This is a genomic window from Photobacterium kishitanii (genome assembly GCF_003026355.1).
In the GTDB taxonomy this organism is placed as follows: Bacteria; Pseudomonadota; Gammaproteobacteria; order Enterobacterales; family Vibrionaceae; genus Photobacterium; species Photobacterium kishitanii.
In genome coordinates, this window is the sequence record NZ_PYON01000008.1 from 133,758 (window position 1) to 154,527 (window position 20,770).

Genomic DNA, 20,770 nt, shown 5'->3' on the forward strand with positions numbered 1-20,770 from the left:
TATAAGGTTAATTACGGGTATTTGTTGTTGAAAGATGCTTCGTTTTTTACTGCGGTAGTTTTCTTAAAATAGAGACGGGTAGTGATGCTATTTGACCTGTTGATTTAAGCATGGTCGTCAATTAGTAATGTTGATCGCTTTAGCAACTTGTGTTTAATAACTCCAAGTACCAATTCAAAGTTAAGTAACTATGCGCCAGCAGAAAAAAAAAAGTATTACGCTGCAAATAAAGATCGCACAGAAAGCTTAAAGCAAACCTTTATGATGAGTTATGACTCTTGGTTCTAAGATCAAGATTGACTTAAGAATATCGATAACCATGAAAGCATAATGATCGGTATTTTGTATCAACGATTATCTAGCTAGGTTTAATAATTACATGTTTCATAGAGTATCCAGATACAGAATGTATCAAGGGTACTCTACGAAACAATGATAATTATGTACTTTATGGTAAATAGCTAATACTGTTAAATACACTCAATCTAATAACGAGAGAGTGTATTTGTAGGTCTAATAAATCAATGAGTTAATTTAATATCTATAAGTATCGATATCTTGATACTCTATTTAACATAAGGTACATAATGCGCACTGAGGGAAATATAATGATAGGGCTAAAAATCCTGTAAAACCAAAGGTTAAGCCCGCAAACCCTTGGCTACTTAATTTTGCCGTTATGTCCGCCCATATCTTTTGAGCCTTATCTGTCTTTGCTTTATCCGCCGCTAAATATATCAATGCTTCGTGTGGATCAATATTTGAATTTTCAGCAAGAAAAATTGCTTCTGAATCAGTAAGGTAACGTTCTCCACGTCGAATATTGCTAATCTTCTGCTTACTAATATCTAAATCATGTGCAATTTGCTTATCTTGCACATAGTTTTTCACTTGTTTGTATGTGTCTAACAGTTTATTTGCGTACATGATTCACTCCTGTTTTTATCATTCTAACGTACAAGTACCCAAAAATCGCGTCTTGAAGTATGCAAATATCAGGACTAGAGTATCCAAAAATCGTTACTCGGACGTGATTATGAAAAGAATATTAGTGCATGATTTAGCTACAGATCAGTTTGAATACGTGAACTTTCTTCACGCTCAAACGCTATGTTCATCATTCACAAAACCTGACATTAACAATGGTCGTAAGTTATCAGGTTATGTTGATCATACACGCCCAAATAATTCCTATGTGGCTGACTTATTGAAACGTCAGGCATTAGTCACGCCTATTCATTCTTTTGATACTTCTGACAATATTCAGCCGTCTTTTGCTGCGCCTTGTTTGGATATATTGAACTTAGTTCGTCCACATCGTGCTTTTGCGCCGGTTATGTCACGCGCTTATATCAACCTTAAAAAGAAAATTGGTGAGCTTGATGCGATGAGTTCTTTGGTAGCTGCTAACGAACGCCTAACTAAAAACGAATTTCGTTATACGTTTTCTGACGACCAGTTAGTCACGTTCGCTAAAGCTAAAAGCCATACAGTAATGAAAGCTGTCGCTGTTATTGAAGATGATGCTCAAGCGTTTCAAGTAGCATCTTCAATACTAGCTGACTACGGTTTGTATTTTTCTGATGATGTGATCAAGGCTAAATCAGAAAATAACGAGCTGCGTTCATTAGTTAATCGTGCCACCAATGAACTTTGGTGGCGCAGAGCTTTACGTAAATTATCAGCCATTGAAGTTGAACGTGTGGCGCGTGATTTAGCGATTGTTCATAAATATGGACAAGCATATTGCTCTAATTATTCAGTTAGCCGTCGTCGTGAACGCGATACGGATAACAAAGCAATATTAGAAAATACAGTCGCTTATGATGAAGTTAACGAAGATAACTGGTTTACATTATCGGACTTAGCGGATAAATCTGTATCAAATCCTGTCGTTCGTCGTGCTGAAATGTTCGTACGTTTAAAGGGATTTGAGGCCATTGCACAAGACAATGATCATGTGGCGATGTTCTATACCCTTACCTGCCCTAGCCGTTTTCACTCGGTGTCTAAGTCGCATGTTAATCAAGCATGGTTAGATGCTGACAAGCCAACAACGCAAGATGCTCAAGCCTATTTGTCTGCTGTTTTTGCGGGTTTCCGTAAAGCATTAGATAAAGCTGGCATCAAGATTTATGGCTTACGTGTTGCTGAACCTCATGCTGATGGTTGTCCACACTGGCATTTATTGATGTTCATGGACAAAACCCAACATTCAGACGTGACCAATCTTTTCAAAAATTATGCGTTGCAAGATTCGCCTGAAGAAAAAGGCGCGCAGAAACATCGTTTTACCGTTGAAACTATTGATTGGTCTAAAGGCTCAGCCGTTGGTTATGTTGCTAAGTACCTATCTAAGAATATTGACGGTAAGCACATTGATAATGATGTTTCATCCGATTTAACAGGCGTTGAAGCTTCAGAACGTGTTGTTACTTGGGCGCGTGTTAATCGTATTCGCCAGTTTCAATTTATTGGTGGTCCATCTGTGACGGTATGGCGTGAGATGCGCCGTGTTCGTGATGAAATTAAAGAGGATGATCCTTTGATCGCTTCATTATCTACAGGCGAACACATGGCATTAGAAAATGTTCGTCGTGCTGCTGATGCATCTGATTGGCAAGCATTCTGCTATGCGATGGGCGGTGTCTTTGTTCGTCGTAAAGATCAAACTGTTTCCCCTGTTTACTCCATCCCTCAAATCATGAGCAAGCTCGTTGATGAATGGGGAGAAGAACATACCACTGAACGAAATGCGACAACCCGTTATGGCGATGCTGCTATTGCGCGTGTTGTTGGTGTGTTGTTTCGCGGTGCGTTCTTAGCAACTCGTGTCCGTAATTGGAAGACAGAAAACAAAGAAAAATTCCTACGTGGCACTAAACGCATTATGTCTGGTGTGGTTGATGTATTCGATGTTCTTGAACGCGAAAATGAATACCACCGTTTGGCTGATGCGCAATTCAATGAATACCAACAATATTTACAACGTGTAGACGAGATAACTGCTTTTGCTTTTGATGAAGCGGCATGGCCTTCGTTCGTGGGCGCAGCCCATGACGGAGGTCTGTCCGCTTCATCCTTGGACTTGTGTCAATAACTGTCGAAATTTGAAAATAAGGAAAAACCAATGATTGTATTAGCCCGTATAAATGACAAAGACGATATTGAAAAGAAAACCAACATTAATACCAACACGGGCGAAAGTCGTGATTCGGGTATCGTGAAATTACAGCTATTTAACCCCTCTGAAGTGGTTGAAGCCCGTATATCCCCTGAGTTATGGGATGCGTTTGGTGGTGGCAGTGATTTAGTCAAACTGATTGATAAGAAAGTCGAGTTTAAAATTCAACACGTTGAGCGTTCATTTGCTGGTGACGGTGGCAAGCACGTGTCATTCAGTGGCTACCATTTATTAGGCATTCCAACACTGGAAGCTAAGGCTTAATTCAATGGAAAACCTAACATCTGAACAACTTCAATTTATATCTGAGGCTTTGTATTGGGGATTAGGCGTAGTTTGTCTTGGGCTTGGTGCAATATTCGGCAGTCAAAGATGATGAACGATTTTTTACTATTCTATGGCGCTTGCTTTTTTGCGGGCTGGTGTCTTGGGTACGGCGTATATGCCTTTAAACGATTTACAGAAGTTTCTGTAAATGATTAATATAAACTGGAGTTACAAAAAATGAATAACATTAAAAACATTTTAGCTTCTAAAAAAATGGCAGCGGGTTTATTAGTTGCTTCTGCTGTTTGTTCTTCATCTGCTTTTGCTGCTGATACACCACCTCTTGGCATTGCCGCTTTTACACAAGTAGGTTCATTAGTAACGTCATATGAGGCAGCTGCTTGGCCTATCGTTATTTCACTAACTGTTGCTGTTATCGGTATTTCACTGTTCAAGAAGTTTTCAAAGAAAGCTGCTTCTTAATATTTAATCCCATTAAGTATTATTTAATTAATTGGCAGCCTTTGTGCTGCCTTTTTTAATGGTGATGTATGAGAATATTAATTGTTTTATGTTTGTTCTTTAGCTCTATAGCTAATGCTGATCAACTTTGGAATGTTGATACTGGTTGGCGTGGCAATTGTCCCGGCGTTTATTCTAAAGAGGGGTTGGAGGCTTGCTTTAAGGGTGCCAATACAAGTCGAATTAAATATAAAAGTCACAATTGGTCTGTGGGTTCGGGTACTGTTCGTCATGACTATTGGAGTGATCATTATCAGCGTTGGATTAAAAACGATCAGCTTACGATTCGACCAGTTGGCTCTTGTCCTGCTGGTACTGAATTGATTAACGGTGAATGTAAAGAAACTAATTATTGTGATTCTATGCAGTACCAAATTGATTATGATGCGGCTAAAAATGCTTGTGAATCTCAAACAACAGAATTTCAAACGGCTACGTTCTCAGGCCAATGTAATCGTGAAGCTGAACGTTTAGAAAGTTCGTGTGATTTAGTCGGTGTGACTCCTCCAAAACCAGAACCTGATCTTTGTCCTGATGGTTCACAACCTAATGCTGATGGTTCGTGTGGTGATACTGGCGGCGGCGGTGACGGAGGTGGTTCAGGTGGCGGCGGAGATGGTGGTGACGGTGGAGGTTCTGGCGGTGGTACAGATGGCGATGGCTCAGGTGATATTGATTTAAGTGGTTTGCTTGATGCGATTAACAATAATAACAAAAGTATTACGGGGGCAATTACTGATAGTCGCCCTGCCGTTAATGACCTCTTAAACGTTCAAACTAAAGCATTATCAACCTCAGTAGAATCTAATCGTTTACTGGGTGTCGGCATTGCTGCACTTGATGTTTCTAATGACGCATTATCGAATATTGCTAATTTAACCAGAGACTTAAATAATAAGACAGCCAATGAGGTTTCTCAATCGTTAGAGTCTAATCGCCTATTGGGTCAAGGTGTGGCTGCGCTTGATGTTTCTAATGATGCCCTATCAAATATCGCTGATTTGACTCAAGGACTAAATAATACCGTTACTACTAAGTCAGATCGTATTGCTGATGAAATCATAAAGAATACCGATGAACTTAAATTACAAACAGCGCAACAAGAACAAATAACCGAGAGTCAATTAGCCTCCAATGATTTGTTAACCGGTATTAATGCCAGTACTGATAAAACCAATGAGTTATTAGCGGATATTGATAAATCTATATCAAGTTCAAGCTCGATTACATCGAATGAATTATCTGAAATGCTAGGGTCATTAAGCAAAGATAATAAGAATAATAACGATGACATTATAAAGAAATTAGATGAGTTAGAACGTAATGCCAATAAGCACGATTTAACCTATGGCAACCTTACGGCTATGGCTAATTCTGCGGATTCTTTAGTTGATGCCAACCTTGAGGAATACCAGAACTTTATTGAGGGAAAAATAGCAACAGCTTTGAATGAAACACCAATGACAGAAGCTCTGTTTGATAAGGTTAAAGAATTCGCTAATGAATTGATCCCTATTTCGTCAACTTGCCAAAACCTCTCCTTTGGTGATTACTTTACGGTTGAATGCTCAAAGTTTCAGAAGTTTAGAGACATATTTGGTTTTTTCATCTACGTCTATACCGCTTTGACTCTAATAGATATTTTGTTTACTGGCATTGTGCCTAACCCTGCAAGGAAGCCGTACTAATGGCCTTACAACTATTACCCGTTATCGTTGGCGGAATTGCTAAGTTCACGAAATTTCCAGCACTGGTTGCGGTGCTGTTTTCGATTGCGACCTCAATATTTACGTTCTTCCTTAAGTTCTTTACTCGCCGCGTAGCTATGAACTTGGTGATTGTATCTATGATCACAGCCTCGGCGGTATTGGCTTACACCGCTATTGAAAGTCTGCTGTTCACTATTAAGTTTTTTGTACCGCCAGAAGTCTCTGTTGGATTAGCCATTATAGCCCCTACTAATTTTACGGCCTGTGCTTCAGTGCTATTTAGTGCGCGGTTGATTCGCTGGGTATGGGAATGGAAAGCATGGGTTGTTCATGCCATTAGTCACGGCTAAAGCATAGGATCATAGGTATGGCTGTTTACGTAATAACAGGGAAATTAGGCGGCGGTAAGTCAATCATGTCGGTCTCTAAGGTACGTGATTATCTTAATGAAGATCGTATCGTTGCTACCAATATTGATTTGAAGTTGCACTGGCTGGTAAGGCATCAAGCTAAAAAGTGTCGAGTGATGCGCGTTCCTGATAAACCGAGTGTGTTTGATTTGAATGCTATCGGTTTGGGTAATCCATTAATAGCGCGTGGTATTAAAGATGAATCACGTAATGGCCTGTTACTACTTGATGAATGTGGTACTTGGTTCAATAGCCGCGATTGGAATGATAAAGGCCGTAAGGAACTGATTGATTGGATCATCCATGCTCGAAAACGCGGCTGGGATATAGGCTTTATTGTTCAAGACTTATCAGTGTTAGATAAGCAAGCGCGAGTGATGTTTGCGGAACATGTGGTTTATTGTCGTCGAACTGATCGCATGACAATCCCGTTTATTGGCTCACTGTATCGCATGATCACAGGTCAACGGTTGAAGTTACCAAAGATGCATGTCGGCGTGGTGAAGTACGGCACAGAGCGCCATTCAATGACGGTAGATAAATGGACGTGTTTTGGTTCTAGCCTTTATAACGCCTATAACACCTCACAGATATTTACCAGTAACTACGATCATGGCGTCTATTCATACTTGCCACCTTACTATACACATTATCGTTACCGTGTAACGTATGACTTTAGGAATATCATGCGTATTACTAAGATATATTTCAAACGTTTTAAGAAAGTGACCTGCTTTGCTGGCGGCTGCTTATTGTCATTACTATGGCTTGAGTTCACAGCCCCTGCAGAAATTGAAACCGTAAAAATATCCCCAACTGAATATGCTGGTTATAAGATCATGGGCTATTACAAGATGCCAAATCAACCTTATACCTATTCTTTGCAAAATTCAGACGGTGCAAACATTTCAAGCCTTCAACTTAAAGACATTGGGTTTGATGTGACGGCCATTAATGCCTGCACGTTAAAGATCTCTAATGGGCAATCTGAATCGTTAATCAAGTGTAGGTAAGATTATGAAAGCTATTATTGTTATTCTGTTACTCTCCTTTTCTTTCAATACCTACGCTGCTAAAAAGATCGATGCCTTTGAAGCGCAGAACATGCCAATCACTGAGTTTGTGCAATGGTTCAGTACCTCATTAAATCAGAACGTGATTTTATCGGAAGGTGTCAAAGGTGCGGTGACGTTCTCTGCTCCCTCGCTTGATGCTAATGACTTCTTCCCTTTTATTGAAACTGTTCTAGCTAGTAATGGCTTTCGATTAGAGAAGAACGGCAACATTTACAAAGTATCGTTGCTGCGCGTGGGCGATCCATTACCACAAGTATTAGGCCAAGATGTATTAATGCCTGGTCAAACTGAAGTTGCTGTAAGAAACATCAATGTTGTACCACCAAAGACCAAGTTTTATGATTTGCTGTATATCGACAATAAGAGTGTCAGCCCTATTATTCAGACCTTACTGGATAACTACAGCGCCAATACTGGTGAGACGCAAACAGCGTACAGCATTATCACGTTGCCCCATGCTAATAGCTTAATAGTTACAGGGTCACCATCGCAGATTGTCCAGATAGATAACCTGATACAGCGTATTGATGTACGTCGAAAGCAGATATTCATTCAAGCGGTAGTGATTGAGTCGCAGATTAATGATGGTAAGGAAGTTGGTGTAAACCTTAACGCTATGTTGGGCGATTTTGGTTTTTCGGTGATCACCAAACCAGCAGAAAGTATTCTCACTGGTGGCAGTATCATTTTTAAAGGCGGTGACATAGACGGCCTGATTAATGCGATATCGACTAATAGTAAAACCAAGCTGCTGAGTAAACCGCATTTACTGATCACCGACCGTGAACAAGGTTATATCACCGTTGGTCAGAACGTCCCCTTTTTGGTTTCTACTGAAGTAACGGACGGCGGTAATACTATCCAGAAAATTGAACGCCAAAACGTAGGTGTATCACTACGAGTAACACCGCATATTATTGGTGATACGGTATTAATGAACATTAACCAAACATCAAGTAGTGTCAGTAATAGTGATATAGCGAGTGACATCATTACCAACAATCGCCAGATACAGACAGTGATTCAAGCCAAAGATGGCCAATCAATAATACTTGGTGGCTTGGTTGGTGAGGAATCCAGAAATAACGATACTGGAGTACCAATTCTAAAAGACATACCACTAATAGGCTCGCTCTTTGGCTCGACATCAGACAGAGAGATCAATAATCAGTTATCGGTATTGATAAAGGTCAGCATCATCTAGCTTTTGCTTTAAAAAACAAAAAAGAAAACTTTGATGGCCGGAGGCCAAAACTAAAAGCGCGTTCCCCACTCCATTAGGATTGTGGATAACGCGCTTTTTTGTTATCCATATGACGATTTTTTCTTTATTTTTAATTATTTTCAATGAGTTAACATATATCTCGCATAACTCTTTCTTCCTTTTTTATTCATTATCTTTAATCAGATTTGGTTAAAGGTTAGTATTTAAAGCTGAAATTTGCCGCTATAGATTTTGAAATATTTTGAAACACAATAAAGAAATAATTAGTAACACTTTATTGCTATTATTCGCGGCGTAAATTTGTAAGTGAGAATAAACAAGCATTACGAAACAATAGCGATAACATGATGTATCATTCAGTTAAACATGCAGAGATACTTATTTATAAACGAAAACATACCAAGGTTTGATGATTGGCAGGAAGAGTTAAGTGCCAGCATAAACTATTAAAGTCATACTAGAGGAATAAAAATGATAAAAAGCACAGCTTTATTTGTATGTAGTTTGTTTTTGTTTCTTGGGAGTTTTATTCAATTTTTTTATTTTATTGAAACAATCGACTCACTAACAGAAACCATAAAATATAACCCTAAAGACCTAATTGGTATCGTGCCTAGCATATGTACTGGCTATATAGCATCAGTGTTGTTGAAAGCTGCAAATAAATAATAATTAAAAGAATGAGGTTAGATTTTCTACAACAACCTTACTTGATTTGATACACAAAATTAAAGTTGCTTACTATAGAGTTTGCTAAAGTAATCTTACTTTAACCCTGTCGTATTCAGTTGTCCGATATACATTTCGTTGAGTACAAAGTTCATCAGTTACTCTAATTTCGTTACATACTGTTTTTGTATCAAACAAATGACACATTTCATAATTAATTTGAGTATATATGGAATCTAAAAGTAATAAACAAAATGAAGTGAAAGAAGTAAGTCGTTGGGGCTGGATTATACCTGTAATCATAGGGGGAATTTTAGCTAAACTCTTCGGATTACTCGGCGCGGCTGTAACTTTTGGTTCTTATTACTTACTGCAACCTAAAATTGGGATGTTAGGAGCAACTTTATTATCTACAATCTTAGGATTTGGTTCAGCAATTGGTTTTGTCGTATTCCTTCGTGGCGCATAAAAAGGATCTGTTTATGCACAAAATAATTCGTATATTTCTATTGTTTCTGTTGATTAGTTTTTCTTTAAGTTCTCATGCTGAAATTAGGCTTACTAATGCATTAGCTAAAGATATTGGTCAAAGCTACGGGTTTTATGTCGGGCAAACACATTCGCTAGATGTTATATCAAATAAATATCCATCTATGGCCTCAGCGGCAGATATCGCTAGAAGGAAATTCTCTTTAGCATTCGGCTCATCGATTGATGGTATGAGCGCGATGATGGAGAATTTCGATGTTGAAAGATGGAACCAAATTAAGAAAAGATTAGATGAACAGATTGAAAAAAACACGAATGCAAATCAAATTTCTAAATATCAAGCTCAGCAGTTTATAGCTCAAGTCCTTGAACGAGCAAAGGGTAATATCGATTCGCCAGTAATTGAGACTTATCTTATGTTTAAGTCTGGTTATCAGGAAAATCCAGAGCGTGAGTTTATTGATGGTTTCCGAAAGAAGTATTCTACAAATGGAGATGGAAAAGCTAAAGGGATAGCTTTTATGATGGAAATGCCTAAAAGCTGGGTAGCAAAGGAAGCTAACCGTCCTAATATTGTGCAGAAGTTTATTAGTAAAAACGGTAAAGGATCTGAGTTATTCATGATCCTGACTCTAGATACTGGGCAAAAAATTACAGAAAGTGATATTTCTGAAATTCTAAATCAAGAAGATATGCAAAGTTTTTTACCTGAAAATACGACCTATCTTGATAGTGGCAAGCTAACATTGGAAAACTTACCTGGTTATTGGATACGTTACAAAATGGATGCATCAAGGGTGAGAACTACAGGTAGCATGGAGATAATGGCGTATAATATTTTTCATGGCAAGAAGTTGATTCAATTTCAGGGGCAAGTTATTACATCTATTAATGGAACACCAATCAATAATGGTGGGATAAGTCGATATGAAGAACTATTTGACCTAATGGTAAATAGCTTTGTATTACCTGAAATTTATAAGTAGTTATTTTTCAATCGATTTGTAATCTATAAATTATGATTAGGTACTTAGACTTTTAAACAAGCAAGTGAGCTAATCGTTACTTTTTATTTGGTATATCAAATTATCATCTATTGTCAGGATTAATCATTAATAACCGAATTTGAACTGGTTTCAAATAAGTATATTGTAAATCTGACTACATGGTGTTGCACAGCATAAAATCAGTGTTGTTAAACATAGAACCTGTATAAATAACAGGTTCTATAATTCTATTTTAGCCTTTTTAATATTCGAGCTGTTCTTAACACTTCACGTTGAAATTGAAGTTCATCAGTCGCCCCTATTTCTATGAGAGCATTACCCATGATGATCCTGTTTGGAGTTAACGGCCAACCATCAGGAGAAATTAGTTTTCCTTTACATATTTTCCAGCCTTGCCAATCATCATCAAGTGGTGATAATTCACGATAAGCGTACATTCTCATTAGACGTTTACATATAGGTGGAATGGTTTTGCCTTTATCCCACTGCAAGACGGTCTTAGGAGTCTTAAAACAGAGTTTTGCTGTCATCTCAACTGTTAAGTTACAGGTATAGAATCGGAAGATTTCATTATCAGTAATTTGACGTTTTTTATTAGTATTATTCATATCTTTGATAAAGAACGAATATTACCACCCGCTTAAATTCTCTATGTGTATAGTAATTGCGACTTTTTGCTTTTACTGACGATTCAATCAACCGTTCAGCCCCTGCTGACCTTGTTATCGATATCTTATCAATATTTGGACACAAACCCCTTTGAAAACTTGTTTCATAGTGGTAAATTCACGCATCCATTTTAGGGGGTGGTTATGTCTGTTTTTCTATATGTTTTTGGATTACTTGTTAGTTTTCTTTTAGGTGGCATTTTTGTCGAGAGAAAAGTAAAAGAGAAACAGCAATCTAAAGTAAATATTGGCGAGGCCTTGGTTTCAAAGAAATTGAATGACTATTTGTTCCATGAGCAAGTAACGGGGATTGTTGTAAATAACGTTACTTTATCCATTGATGGTAGTACGACCCAAATTGATCATGTTTTGATTTGTACTAAAGGTGTGTTTGTCATTGAAACCAAGCACTATAAAGGTTGGATTTATGGTGATGCTAAACAAAAGAAATGGACGCAGGTGTTATTCAAAAAGCGCTCTCAGTTTCAGAACCCTATCCACCAAAATTACAAACATATAAAAGCTATTCAAGCCCTATTCGATTTTGTACCGACAGATCAAATTAAGTCGTTAGTTGTGTTTACTGGTGACGGCGAATTTAAAACGCCACGTCCAAAAGATGTGGTGTTATTAGATGGTATTAGAGATTGGATGAATCAACATGAAAGTCATGTGTTTACTCTTAATCGAATTCAGTTCTGTTATGGCCGCTTGGAGTATTTGCGAATGCCTGATAATGAACAAACAGATAAGTTACATTTGCAGAACCTATCTCAACTATAGATTCTATTTTGTTGTGCATTTGTAAGACCGTTTTAATAAAAGTTTTTATTAGGTTTAAGGTAAAAATGACAGATCATACTAAGATAGCATTAGATCAATATTGTTCTTTAGAAAGTGTAGATTATGCAATCCTTTTCGATGGCGATTGGGGAATAGGAAAAACATATTCTATAAAAGAGTTTTTGAATACCAAATATGAAGGCAAATATATATATGTATCACTATTTGGTTTATCTTCGATTAATGATATTGAGAATGAGATTCTAAAATCTTTCGTATCGATAAATAATAACAAATCTGAATCATTAGAAAAAATATTGAATTCTTTAAATATCTCTTTAGGTGAATATAAAATTGGTGGTGCTGGATTTATAATTAAATCTTTGCTCGATATTGATAAAAGAAATAAATTAAAGATATCTAAGTCATTTGTATTTTTCTTTGATGATCTTGAGCGGTGGGATGGAAATATAAAGATTTGCATTTCTTATATCAATAAACTTGTTGAGCAGTACAGAGCGAAATGTATAATTGCATGTGCAAAAAAAAGAGTTAATAATTCATATTTAGACGAATTAGATAATGCAATGCAAAAAACTATAAGACATGTTTATTTGTTTAATCATAACGTTGATGATATTTTTAATAATATATTACATCGTAAAATATTATTAGACTATAAAGATAATAAAGCGCTTAATTATATTTTTATTAATGATACGGATAGGTTGAAGGATTGTATTGAAAAAACTGAGATAAAAAACATAAGAATAATATTCATCTCTTTTGTATTGTTTAATTATATTTATGTGAACAATAAAGAAATTTTTGATAAAAATCTTCTTTTATCTTTTTATCTATATCAAGTCTTACTTTGTTGTGTACATATCAGTCATGGCTCTGATTTTCATAAAGAGAAAAAAGATTTATTTTTCGAACATGAAAGTAATTCGTCAATGTTATTAAATCAAATGGGATATTTTGATGAAGGTGTTCTTTCGGAAAATCAGAAAGAAATTCTATTAGCTATCTTGCATAACAAAGATTACATATGTGTAAATAGCATAAAAAATATTGTAAAAAAAGGTTATTATGACATTGATGATTTCAAATATTCATTTGATTTATGGAATATTGACAATGATCTATTGAGCTATTTTGATACATTTAAACATTGGTACAAGGATAACGAAACAGCAGATAATTTAAGAAAACACGCATTTAAATTAATGTTTTTGAAGACGGAAATTAAACATCCAAACGATATACTAGCTTTTTCAGAACGGGTTTGCGCTGATATAGATAGAGAAGCATTTAAATTTGATTGTGAACTCTTTAAGGGAAAGATAATTCGTTATATAGACTATCTTTTTGAGTTTGAAACTTTAGAGTATGTAGAGTTTGATTATATTGAATATGGCATAGACGGTTTTAAGTTTTGTGCAGAAATTAGAGATTATTTAATTGAACTCAATAATAAAATCAAAATGAAAAATAAAATAAAAGAAGCTATGGGTATTTGGGACTTGTCTCGTAAAGGTGTTCATATCTCATCTGATAAAATGAACATAGATTTATTTAATCATATTGATTCTTTTGAAGCTTTAAATATTATGGAAGGAATGAAAAACGAACAATTATTTGAGTTTGCTAGAGCTATTGGATCACGATATGACAGAGTGCGTAAATGTAATAATGATGACTTGAATAATGCTTTAAAAGTTTCAGTACTTATTCGTGAAAAATACAAGGATGAATATTCTATTTCAGCTTCACATTTAAAATTTATATCAGCCGTTATAAATAAATATAGTGTTAATAAAAAATAATTTAATATCAACCACAATAATATTTTTATACATAAAGGAAAACAAATGTTTTATGAGTTTTTAAAATTTGGTTACTTAGGTCTTTTGGCTATTTTAGTCATTCTATGTTACAAAATAATAGAAAACGGTACTAAAAATAACCGTCCTCTGAAGGAAACGTTAATTATCCTTACTTTCTTTTCTTCATTGAGTTTAATTGGTGGTACCGTAGGTTATTTATGGGCATCTAAAGAACTTGAGGTAGCTAGAGCTAAAGAAAGTACGGCAGAAATACTTAAGCAGCAAATAAATACAATTATCCAATTACATAATAATTCTATGGCTCCGCTTCAATTGGCATTAAAAAATTCTACTGAAAAAATGACTGAAAGCTATCTTTCAACCCTTAGAGAACAATATATGAGAGAAATTGATCAAATTAATACTGTTATTCAAGGTCGTGAGCCTGAGTTAGAGAAAAGGATTAGTGCGCTTAATACTGTTTTCAATCAAGTAGAGCAAGCTAAGGGATAATGGATCAAGCATACATCTATGATAAAATTTTTTAAGTTTTTTAAATAGAATTTGAAAAGCCGACTAATTCAGTCGGCTTTTTTCATGGTAAGTTTTTCAGCATCCTTGCCGTCTGAATGATCTTCGTTTTAAGTACCCTTTCATTCTCTGAATTAATCTCCATTAACGCATAACCCATTAGTATCTGCTCTGGCTTGAGTGAGATGCCTGCCTCGTTAGTTAGCTCCCCATGATCAATCCGCCATCCTTTCCACTTAGGATTAATGGTAGCTAGTTCCATGCCTCTGTATATACGCATTAGTCTTTTGCACTCTGGCGGAATGGGATTTCCCTTATCCCATCGCGTGATGGTGGTCACACTTTTGAAACAAAGTGCAGCGGTGTCTTCTTTGGATAATCCACAGACGAATTTACGAAAAATATAGTTCTGAGTAAGGTTGGTTCTCATAACATTACATTCCGCTTATTTTGGTAAGTTTTGTGATTGCTTTTTTTTGCTTGTTATTTTGGTATAATTCAATTAAATCAATAATATATGTAGGAATAACTTTAACATAAGGCAAGCATAATGCGCACTGAGGGAAATATAATGATAGGGCTTAAAAAGGCTGTAAAACCAAGGCGTAAGCTTAGTAACTCTGGATACTTAATTTGTCCATTATGTCTGCCTATATTTTCAGTTTTATCTGGTTGATCTTTATGTATCGTTAAAATATTCACAATTGGATATGCTAGCTATATAACGAAAAAGACCTTCCATTAGGGCGGTCTTGGTATCGAAGTACATAGGATGGATATTAGATGTTTCTACCCTATTGTGTTACGTGGCTATTGCATAAGCTCTTTGGAAAATTCCAACAGCTTATTGGTTCTCATGAATAATTCTGAGTAACTTAGCAGGAGTTCCGCCATATAGTGAATCAGGTGGGACATCTGTATTAACAACCGAGTTAGCCGCAATCACAGATCGTGCACCAATGGTTACACCTTTGTTGATCACAACATTGCCACCAATCCACACATCATCCTCAATGATAATAGGATCGTTAATGGTTTCCCAGTTACGACGGTTGAGATAGTTTAAGTCATGGCTAGCACAGTAAAGCTGCGTGTTAGGACCAATCATCACGTTATTACCAATAATAATTTTAGCCCCATCCAACATCGTCACGTTCATATTGATGAAGGTCTTTTCTCCAATTGAGATCGTTTTACCGAACTCACAATAAAATGGAGAACGGACGATACTCGAAGCTGGCATCTTTTCCATCAACTGTTGAAACAGCTCAATACGTTGAGAGTCATCTGTACTTTGGTTTATGGCCTGCAATAAGTTCGAAGCATTTTGACGAATATGGTTAATAATGTCTGAGCCGCAGTCAAAGTCTTTACCTGCAAGCATCTTTTCGAATTCGGTCATGTTATCTCTCAACTTAATATATGTTATTGATGTGGTGTTTTATTACTCACTGCGTTAGCTATTTATTTTTCATTAGTTAAAAGTAATAAAACACTTCAGCATGATACTAAGTTTTTTATATTTATTCTGGTTATAACGACTATTTTAATCATTATTATCTTATATCTCATACATCTATGGTATGAGGTTCCGATTCTAGACGTCATAATCAACTTTATGACGATTCAGGTAAACGCCCAGCTTGCTTTAGCACCCCATTAAATATCGATTCGCTAATATAATCAGGAAAGTCTTTCGGTAATTGCTGACGTACTGTATTGATGACGGTTGGTGTTTGGCTTTTCATTTCTGCCATTAACTCACTGGCGCGTTGCTCTGAAAACCCAATAGCTTTAGCCGTGCTTAAAAAGTGCCGTGGTTGAATAGCTTGCCATTTGTAATATTTCTTAGTGCCGATGAGTGCCATCGCCATTTTTGCTTTTTGTTTGGGGATGCTTTTTGAATCCATTAAAGGATAAGCTGAAATAATGTCATATAATGGCGTCATGCTGTAACGGCTTTCTGGCTCTAGGAACAAGCTGAAGTTTTTTCCATGGCCATCAATGGCAGCTAAAAGCCAAAACAGAATTTGGGCTTTAAAAAACACTTCACGATCATGGCTTGATGTTCGAGAACCCAGTAGAAATTGCATGATGTTAGAGATGCCTGGGCCACCATCAGATTCATATTTTAATGCTGGTGCAACACCTAATGCTTGGCACATGTCTTCTTGCGGTAGTCGCATGAGCCAATGGCCGTCTTGTGACCAGCGGCGATCAAAACGTTTGAGTGCTAGCGCTTTAATATCTTCGACATAAACAATGTTAGCTTCATTAACGCTAAAACCATAAGCAGCCGCAATTTTTAAACATAGCCATTCGTTTTCGCAGCTATCACTTAAATCGATATTTTTATGTGGCAATATCCCTATTGGCAGTTTAAGTATATGGCTGGTTGGTGTCGATCCTAGCGGTAAATGCCATTGATTTTGATACCACAATAAGCCTGTCTTCTCTTGCGCACCGGCGATGGAGATTCGAAAATCATCCATATCTTCTAACATACCTAATGGTGCGTCACTTTGATATCCTCGTAACACTTGTGCCATACGGGTATCAGTTAATGGCTCTGCATGTACTTGTCTTACATCTTCTAATATTACATCTGGTGAATATAGTTGAATTGCGCCAACACAATCGCCTCCAATTTTACTCAGAAGATCAAAAGGACGTTTGGTGATGGCTTTAAAACGAGATTGAATACGACTGCGGATTTCTTCGTTATCAGGCAATAAATTATCAAAAAAGTTATAGGGGATGTCGCCATGATAAGGGTCATGACGTAATGGCATTGAAAGTGAGATCGCCCGTGATCCTGCACGAGTAAGCCATGTTGAATGGTATTGAAAGGATATGGCACCTGATGATGCTTTTGATAATGTACCAACTAAAATTCCATTCATTGCGACGGATAACCTTTCCATAGTTACCATTCCTCATTCCACTGTTGATTGCTACTCTGTGTCTCTGCGGTACTATTACGAGGCTGAACATGCAATTCGAGATCTAATGCCGCCAATAATTTAAATAGCGTATCAAGTTTAGTGCCTTCTGGCGTATTTTCGAATGCTGATACGGTCGTTTGTTTTATACCAACTAATTTGGCGGTATCACTTTGAGTTATGTTTTGTGCTTTACGTTGATCTCTTACTGCATTCGCTAGCATTTTTGCCGATGTTATTTGCATTTCATCACCACACTTAAATTATCCTTCGTAAGGGATATTTTAATATTATCCCTTAGAGGGGATATTTGCAAATTATCCGCTATAAGGGATAAATATCGCAAGCATGCATTTACATTAAGTGCCTATATATAGTCTTACCTTTATCCCACTGTAATACCGTCTTAGGTGTCTTAAAACATAACCTTGTTAAATTCTAAATTCGTGACTTCCCTACTCTCTTAACCTAATACAAAAATACCGCCACAATGGACGGTATTTAGATTGGTTCTACTTAGTTAGATTCAGTTGTATTTGCCGTTAAACCATTAAACATTGTTGGTGGCATGTCTTTTAAGATTAATGACCAAGCATTACCGACACCATCACCGGTAAAATTGTTTTTCTCGGTATCTTTAAACCAATAGTAAGTCGGAAGGCCTGAGTACGTTAGTTGTAACTTGTTGAGTTCATTATTGTATACCGCACCAAATTTTGGATCTTGTAAGATCAAGTTTTTCATTTCTTTGATAGTGACGATTGCAGCTGGCCATCTCGCTAAACATGAGCCTAGAGGGCCTTTATCTTTCATGCTGGTACATTTAGGTGGAATGGGTGAGTTAACGTCTTTTTTAAACGTGTAAAGCGCCAAATCGTCTTTACCAACCAGAAGGTTTCCTTTTGGTGTCATTTTAAACGTCGGTTCAGTTGGGTACTCTAAATCATGAGCAAAGGCACTAGAAGATATAGATAATAAGAGTAATGATGTATGAATTAATGTTTTATTCATGATGGCTACCATTGTTAGGATTAACTCGTTGTATGTGAAATAGATGGTCTAATTTGATGTCGCGTCTTGTGATAGTGTGTTCAACACGGTTGAGATTTTATTCGCAACACCATCACAGCCCTGTATGTGATGACGGTTTATTAGATAATGAGGATCGTTATATGATAGCCAGACCTTGTTAGTCGCATCTTTACTGATTAATACCTTTTGTGGTAAATCGATGGCGCTATTCTGGCTACATTGCATTAAACGGGTGCCAATTTTAGGGTTACCGAAGATAATGACTTCTGTTGGTCGCAATTCTAAATTTATATTACGCGCATTTTGTGCATGGTCGATCCTCGTAAAGATGGTCATTCCTTTATTGATGGCTAATTGCTCAAAACGATTGGCGGTTTCCTCGACCGAGTATTTACTTTGATGTTTGACTACACCATCAGATGCATTTGCAAAAAATGATGCGAATAGTGAAATCGCGCCAATGATGATAATTTTCTTCATTTTTATACCTATCAAAATCATGTGGTTATAACGTATTGTCTGACATTGTTGCTTTATAAAAAAAGAATGATGAGCATCCTCCCCATGCAACAATATTAACCATCAACGCTTTTATGATATTAATTGGCGTGACAGGAATCGTTTGAAAGACAAAGAAAGTACATAAACTTGCGATAAAGCCCACTGCAATACCTTTGATAAACCACTTCTGTTTTAAAAAAGGTAAACAATAAAGCAGTGCCCATAGCCCACCCCAAAAGACTTGTTTATAGATAAAAATATGATCGGGTTGAGACAATCCTTGTAATGGGTTGATGAGATAAATAGCGACTACATTGGCAATACTGCCAATAAATCCTGCCCCTAAAGCTACTGTGATATTTTTAAGCATATTGATCCCTATGTGCCAACTATTGAAGTAATAGAACATCGAACTAAAAGAAAAATTTCACTGTTATGAGAATAATTTTCTAGAGGTGTTATTTTGCTCTACATTTGGCTTTGAGATATTGCTGGTATTGATGGTCTATTTGTTACAGGGTCACTATAGATGCTGTGCTGAAATGATTATACGATCTATACTATTTTCAGTAACATGACAGCTCATTGATTGGTTTTATGAAGGAGATCACTTTGCTTAGAGTTATTCAACGTCGCCGCATTAAAAAGGTCATTAAGTTGCTTTCAGCAAGGTTGATAAAAGGCTATGGCAGCCGAGATTTTTTCTCTTTAGGTCAAATTAAGGCTAGTACTAGTGAGTTTAGTACGCGGCAATATCAAATTGCTGTGGCTTTGTATGCTGATCCGCAAGATATGAATATCGAGCAAACCCCAACCCTAAAATCAATACGTCATGATGTGTCGCATGATTTCTTTGACGGCAATGATTACACCGGACAAGATGTGCTTAACCTACTCGCGTTAGGTGGATGGAAAGGCGGTCGCATAGATGATGATATGTCGAATCGCTTTGGAATGGGAAGTCGCTATTAACGCTAACTCTCGTTACTTTACATTTGGCCATACTCTATCCCTTACAGAGGATAATTACGATTTATCTGCTAAAGGGGATAAATAATAGTAACAATGATGAAGATGGTTTTGATCTATGTTGAATAATAAAGATGAAATGCCAGTATGGATTTTAGGAAAAATGCCGCTTGTGATGGGTATGTGTGAGTAACAATAGTTGTAATGACATGGTTGACTAACCTACTACTATTGTAGAAATAGTAGTAGGTCAAACGTCGTAGATAGAAAGATTCTATTCTGCCGTTTGTTGAAGCTTACTAAGCTCTACTTCAATTTTCGCAATTTCAGCAGTGTAACGAGCCTTACTTGCGCCATCTCTAGTCGATTTAGACATAGTTTGTAGCTTAGATAGCTTCTTTGTAAGTGTTGCTAATTGATTCTGGTTTTTGCGATTACTACTCATTAATAAATGATGCTCCAAAAAAGTTAAGATATTTACTCAATAAGCTTATTATAAAATCACATAAGATGCATATAATTTATTAAAAAATGACGTAATTCGTTGCGCCACTTCAAGTAAATACTCATATGCCATTATATTATGCCTTATTTTCTTACTATTGCGACTATGATGTGACTATAGCAGCAGATAACAGGCAGATCTTACATAATCCTAGTTGTTTTTTTCATTGTACGTATAACTTGTTACATTTACAACGTAGTATATAGCGCTATAAATGCAGAAAGATCAATATATTGTATTAATACTTGGTTTTGATGACATATTTTAGCTCCCTTTTAGTCTGTGAAACTCAATCATATACCATCGAGACCTCTGATAAAGAAACATGCAATGCATCAGGAGGCTCAAAAATTTCAGTTATGGAAATATATTATTCTGAATAATCTGAACGACAGACTTACAATCCCAAATGGCTAATTTGTTTTAAATATATTAATAAATCAACAATTAAC

At 36.5% G+C, this 20,770-nt stretch carries 24 protein-coding genes; 14 read left to right on the forward strand and 10 right to left on the reverse strand.

The features are described 5' to 3' along the window. Positions 1-120: 120 nt before the first annotated feature. Positions 121-288: a GmrSD restriction endonuclease domain-containing protein gene (locus tag C0W29_RS22000; protein ID WP_373455687.1), complete on the forward strand. Its 168-nt coding sequence runs from the start codon at positions 121-123 to the stop codon at positions 286-288. A gap of 282 nt (positions 289-570) precedes the next feature. Here C0W29_RS22000 and C0W29_RS11270 read toward each other — a convergent pair whose 3' ends face one another. Beyond that, entirely contained in the window at positions 571-927 is a 357-nt protein-coding gene (locus C0W29_RS11270; RefSeq protein WP_045041202.1) for a DUF3693 domain-containing protein, read from the reverse strand. 109 nt (positions 928-1,036) lie between these two features. On the opposite strand from C0W29_RS11270, the gene C0W29_RS11275 reads away from it, so the two are divergent. From C0W29_RS11275 to C0W29_RS11330, 9 genes are all read left to right on the forward strand, one after another. Continuing rightward, positions 1,037-3,100, forward strand: a complete 2,064-nt coding sequence (locus tag C0W29_RS11275; RefSeq protein WP_045044676.1) for a replication endonuclease — start codon at positions 1,037-1,039, stop codon at positions 3,098-3,100. 30 nt (positions 3,101-3,130) lie between these two features. Next, entirely contained in the window at positions 3,131-3,448 is a 318-nt protein-coding gene (locus tag C0W29_RS11280) for a hypothetical protein (protein ID WP_045044677.1), read from the forward strand. Positions 3,449-3,688: 240 nt separating this feature from the next. Next, positions 3,689-3,934: a major coat protein gene (locus C0W29_RS11285; protein ID WP_052671593.1), complete on the forward strand. Its 246-nt coding sequence runs from the start codon at positions 3,689-3,691 to the stop codon at positions 3,932-3,934. A gap of 68 nt (positions 3,935-4,002) precedes the next feature. Beyond that, complete coding sequence (locus C0W29_RS21755) at positions 4,003-5,661, forward strand: hypothetical protein (RefSeq protein WP_045044678.1); 1,659 nt, start codon at positions 4,003-4,005, stop codon at positions 5,659-5,661. Beyond that, positions 5,661-6,032 carry a DUF5455 family protein gene (locus tag C0W29_RS11305; RefSeq protein ID WP_045041207.1) on the forward strand — a complete coding sequence of 124 codons (372 nt, stop codon included), beginning with the start codon at positions 5,661-5,663 and terminating at the stop codon, positions 6,030-6,032. The genes C0W29_RS21755 and C0W29_RS11305 overlap by 1 nt, the downstream gene beginning before the upstream one ends. 17 nt (positions 6,033-6,049) lie before the next feature. Continuing rightward, a complete protein-coding gene (locus C0W29_RS11310; protein WP_045044679.1) occupies positions 6,050-7,105 on the forward strand; it encodes a zonular occludens toxin domain-containing protein in 1,056 nt (351 codons plus the stop codon). Between the two features lie 4 nt (positions 7,106-7,109). Next, positions 7,110-8,372 carry a secretin N-terminal domain-containing protein gene (locus tag C0W29_RS11315; RefSeq protein ID WP_045044680.1) on the forward strand — a complete coding sequence of 421 codons (1,263 nt, stop codon included), beginning with the start codon at positions 7,110-7,112 and terminating at the stop codon, positions 8,370-8,372. A gap of 919 nt (positions 8,373-9,291) precedes the next feature. Further along, positions 9,292-9,531 carry a hypothetical protein gene (locus C0W29_RS11325; protein WP_045044682.1) on the forward strand — a complete coding sequence of 80 codons (240 nt, stop codon included), beginning with the start codon at positions 9,292-9,294 and terminating at the stop codon, positions 9,529-9,531. 13 nt (positions 9,532-9,544) lie between these two features. Continuing rightward, complete coding sequence (locus C0W29_RS11330; protein WP_045044683.1) at positions 9,545-10,537, forward strand: hypothetical protein; 993 nt, start codon at positions 9,545-9,547, stop codon at positions 10,535-10,537. A 248-nt stretch (positions 10,538-10,785) separates the two neighbouring features. On the opposite strand, the gene C0W29_RS11335 is transcribed toward C0W29_RS11330, so the two are convergent. Then, positions 10,786-11,166 carry a DUF3653 domain-containing protein gene (locus tag C0W29_RS11335; RefSeq protein WP_045044684.1) on the reverse strand — a complete coding sequence of 127 codons (381 nt, stop codon included), beginning with the start codon at positions 11,164-11,166 and terminating at the stop codon, positions 10,786-10,788. A 204-nt stretch (positions 11,167-11,370) separates the two neighbouring features. On the opposite strand from C0W29_RS11335, the gene C0W29_RS11340 reads away from it, so the two are divergent. From C0W29_RS11340 to C0W29_RS11350, 3 genes are all read left to right on the forward strand, one after another. After that, complete coding sequence (locus C0W29_RS11340; protein ID WP_052671594.1) at positions 11,371-12,009, forward strand: nuclease-related domain-containing protein; 639 nt, start codon at positions 11,371-11,373, stop codon at positions 12,007-12,009. Between the two features lie 65 nt (positions 12,010-12,074). After that, positions 12,075-13,838: a hypothetical protein gene (locus C0W29_RS11345; RefSeq protein ID WP_045044685.1), complete on the forward strand. Its 1,764-nt coding sequence runs from the start codon at positions 12,075-12,077 to the stop codon at positions 13,836-13,838. 45 nt (positions 13,839-13,883) lie between these two features. Next, positions 13,884-14,351, forward strand: coding sequence for a hypothetical protein (locus tag C0W29_RS11350; RefSeq protein WP_045044686.1), 468 nt, complete (start codon positions 13,884-13,886; stop codon positions 14,349-14,351). A gap of 82 nt (positions 14,352-14,433) precedes the next feature. Here C0W29_RS11350 and C0W29_RS21945 read toward each other — a convergent pair whose 3' ends face one another. The 7 genes from C0W29_RS21945 to C0W29_RS11385 form a co-directional block, all read right to left on the reverse strand. Then, a complete protein-coding gene (locus C0W29_RS21945; RefSeq protein ID WP_236688271.1) occupies positions 14,434-14,649 on the reverse strand; it encodes a hypothetical protein in 216 nt (71 codons plus the stop codon). 564 nt (positions 14,650-15,213) lie between these two features. After that, positions 15,214-15,771 carry a sugar O-acetyltransferase gene (locus tag C0W29_RS11360; protein WP_036790167.1) on the reverse strand — a complete coding sequence of 186 codons (558 nt, stop codon included), beginning with the start codon at positions 15,769-15,771 and terminating at the stop codon, positions 15,214-15,216. A gap of 214 nt (positions 15,772-15,985) precedes the next feature. Continuing rightward, on the reverse strand, positions 15,986-17,293 hold the full coding sequence (locus C0W29_RS11365) for a type II toxin-antitoxin system HipA family toxin (RefSeq protein ID WP_045044688.1): 1,308 nt from the start codon (positions 17,291-17,293) through the stop codon (positions 15,986-15,988). A gap of 2 nt (positions 17,294-17,295) precedes the next feature. Continuing rightward, positions 17,296-17,556, reverse strand: a complete 261-nt coding sequence (locus C0W29_RS11370; protein ID WP_036790171.1) for a helix-turn-helix domain-containing protein — start codon at positions 17,554-17,556, stop codon at positions 17,296-17,298. 271 nt (positions 17,557-17,827) lie between these two features. Continuing rightward, entirely contained in the window at positions 17,828-18,322 is a 495-nt protein-coding gene (locus C0W29_RS11375) for a COG4315 family predicted lipoprotein (protein ID WP_045044689.1), read from the reverse strand. A gap of 48 nt (positions 18,323-18,370) precedes the next feature. Beyond that, positions 18,371-18,823: a DUF302 domain-containing protein gene (locus C0W29_RS11380; RefSeq protein ID WP_045044690.1), complete on the reverse strand. Its 453-nt coding sequence runs from the start codon at positions 18,821-18,823 to the stop codon at positions 18,371-18,373. Positions 18,824-18,848: 25 nt separating this feature from the next. Further along, on the reverse strand, positions 18,849-19,214 hold the full coding sequence (locus C0W29_RS11385) for a hypothetical protein (RefSeq protein WP_045044691.1): 366 nt from the start codon (positions 19,212-19,214) through the stop codon (positions 18,849-18,851). Between the two features lie 242 nt (positions 19,215-19,456). Between C0W29_RS11385 and C0W29_RS11390 the strand changes: the two genes are divergently transcribed. Next, complete coding sequence (locus C0W29_RS11390) at positions 19,457-19,816, forward strand: DUF6559 family protein (RefSeq protein WP_045041217.1); 360 nt, start codon at positions 19,457-19,459, stop codon at positions 19,814-19,816. A 271-nt stretch (positions 19,817-20,087) separates the two neighbouring features. Here C0W29_RS11390 and C0W29_RS21640 read toward each other — a convergent pair whose 3' ends face one another. Next, entirely contained in the window at positions 20,088-20,258 is a 171-nt protein-coding gene (locus C0W29_RS21640; protein ID WP_155395114.1) for a hypothetical protein, read from the reverse strand. Positions 20,259-20,770: the final 512 nt, after the last annotated feature.

What these genes read in the sequence shown, in the direction of transcription:
- C0W29_RS11270 (WP_045041202.1), bottom strand. Translation starts at nt 927, where the DNA reads ATGTACGCAAATAAACTGTTAGACACATACAAACAAGTGAAAAACTAT.
- C0W29_RS11275 (WP_045044676.1), top strand. Translation starts at nt 1,037, where the DNA reads ATGAAAAGAATATTAGTGCATGATTTAGCTACAGATCAGTTTGAATAC.
- C0W29_RS11280 (WP_045044677.1), top strand. Translation starts at nt 3,131, where the DNA reads ATGATTGTATTAGCCCGTATAAATGACAAAGACGATATTGAAAAGAAA.
- C0W29_RS11285 (WP_052671593.1), top strand. Translation starts at nt 3,689, where the DNA reads ATGAATAACATTAAAAACATTTTAGCTTCTAAAAAAATGGCAGCGGGT.
- C0W29_RS21755 (WP_045044678.1), top strand. Translation starts at nt 4,003, where the DNA reads ATGAGAATATTAATTGTTTTATGTTTGTTCTTTAGCTCTATAGCTAAT.
- C0W29_RS11305 (WP_045041207.1), top strand. Translation starts at nt 5,661, where the DNA reads ATGGCCTTACAACTATTACCCGTTATCGTTGGCGGAATTGCTAAGTTC.
- C0W29_RS11310 (WP_045044679.1), top strand. Translation starts at nt 6,050, where the DNA reads ATGGCTGTTTACGTAATAACAGGGAAATTAGGCGGCGGTAAGTCAATC.
- C0W29_RS11315 (WP_045044680.1), top strand. Translation starts at nt 7,110, where the DNA reads ATGAAAGCTATTATTGTTATTCTGTTACTCTCCTTTTCTTTCAATACC.
- C0W29_RS11325 (WP_045044682.1), top strand. Translation starts at nt 9,292, where the DNA reads ATGGAATCTAAAAGTAATAAACAAAATGAAGTGAAAGAAGTAAGTCGT.
- C0W29_RS11330 (WP_045044683.1), top strand. Translation starts at nt 9,545, where the DNA reads ATGCACAAAATAATTCGTATATTTCTATTGTTTCTGTTGATTAGTTTT.
- C0W29_RS11335 (WP_045044684.1), bottom strand. Translation starts at nt 11,166, where the DNA reads ATGAATAATACTAATAAAAAACGTCAAATTACTGATAATGAAATCTTC.
- C0W29_RS11340 (WP_052671594.1), top strand. Translation starts at nt 11,371, where the DNA reads ATGTCTGTTTTTCTATATGTTTTTGGATTACTTGTTAGTTTTCTTTTA.
- C0W29_RS11345 (WP_045044685.1), top strand. Translation starts at nt 12,075, where the DNA reads ATGACAGATCATACTAAGATAGCATTAGATCAATATTGTTCTTTAGAA.
- C0W29_RS11350 (WP_045044686.1), top strand. Translation starts at nt 13,884, where the DNA reads ATGTTTTATGAGTTTTTAAAATTTGGTTACTTAGGTCTTTTGGCTATT.
- C0W29_RS21945 (WP_236688271.1), bottom strand. Translation starts at nt 14,649, where the DNA reads ATGCGTATATACAGAGGCATGGAACTAGCTACCATTAATCCTAAGTGG.
- C0W29_RS11360 (WP_036790167.1), bottom strand. Translation starts at nt 15,771, where the DNA reads ATGACCGAATTCGAAAAGATGCTTGCAGGTAAAGACTTTGACTGCGGC.
- C0W29_RS11365 (WP_045044688.1), bottom strand. Translation starts at nt 17,293, where the DNA reads ATGGAAAGGTTATCCGTCGCAATGAATGGAATTTTAGTTGGTACATTA.
- C0W29_RS11370 (WP_036790171.1), bottom strand. Translation starts at nt 17,556, where the DNA reads ATGCAAATAACATCGGCAAAAATGCTAGCGAATGCAGTAAGAGATCAA.
- C0W29_RS11375 (WP_045044689.1), bottom strand. Translation starts at nt 18,322, where the DNA reads ATGAATAAAACATTAATTCATACATCATTACTCTTATTATCTATATCT.
- C0W29_RS11380 (WP_045044690.1), bottom strand. Translation starts at nt 18,823, where the DNA reads ATGAAGAAAATTATCATCATTGGCGCGATTTCACTATTCGCATCATTT.
- C0W29_RS11385 (WP_045044691.1), bottom strand. Translation starts at nt 19,214, where the DNA reads ATGCTTAAAAATATCACAGTAGCTTTAGGGGCAGGATTTATTGGCAGT.
- C0W29_RS21640 (WP_155395114.1), bottom strand. Translation starts at nt 20,258, where the DNA reads ATGAGTAGTAATCGCAAAAACCAGAATCAATTAGCAACACTTACAAAG.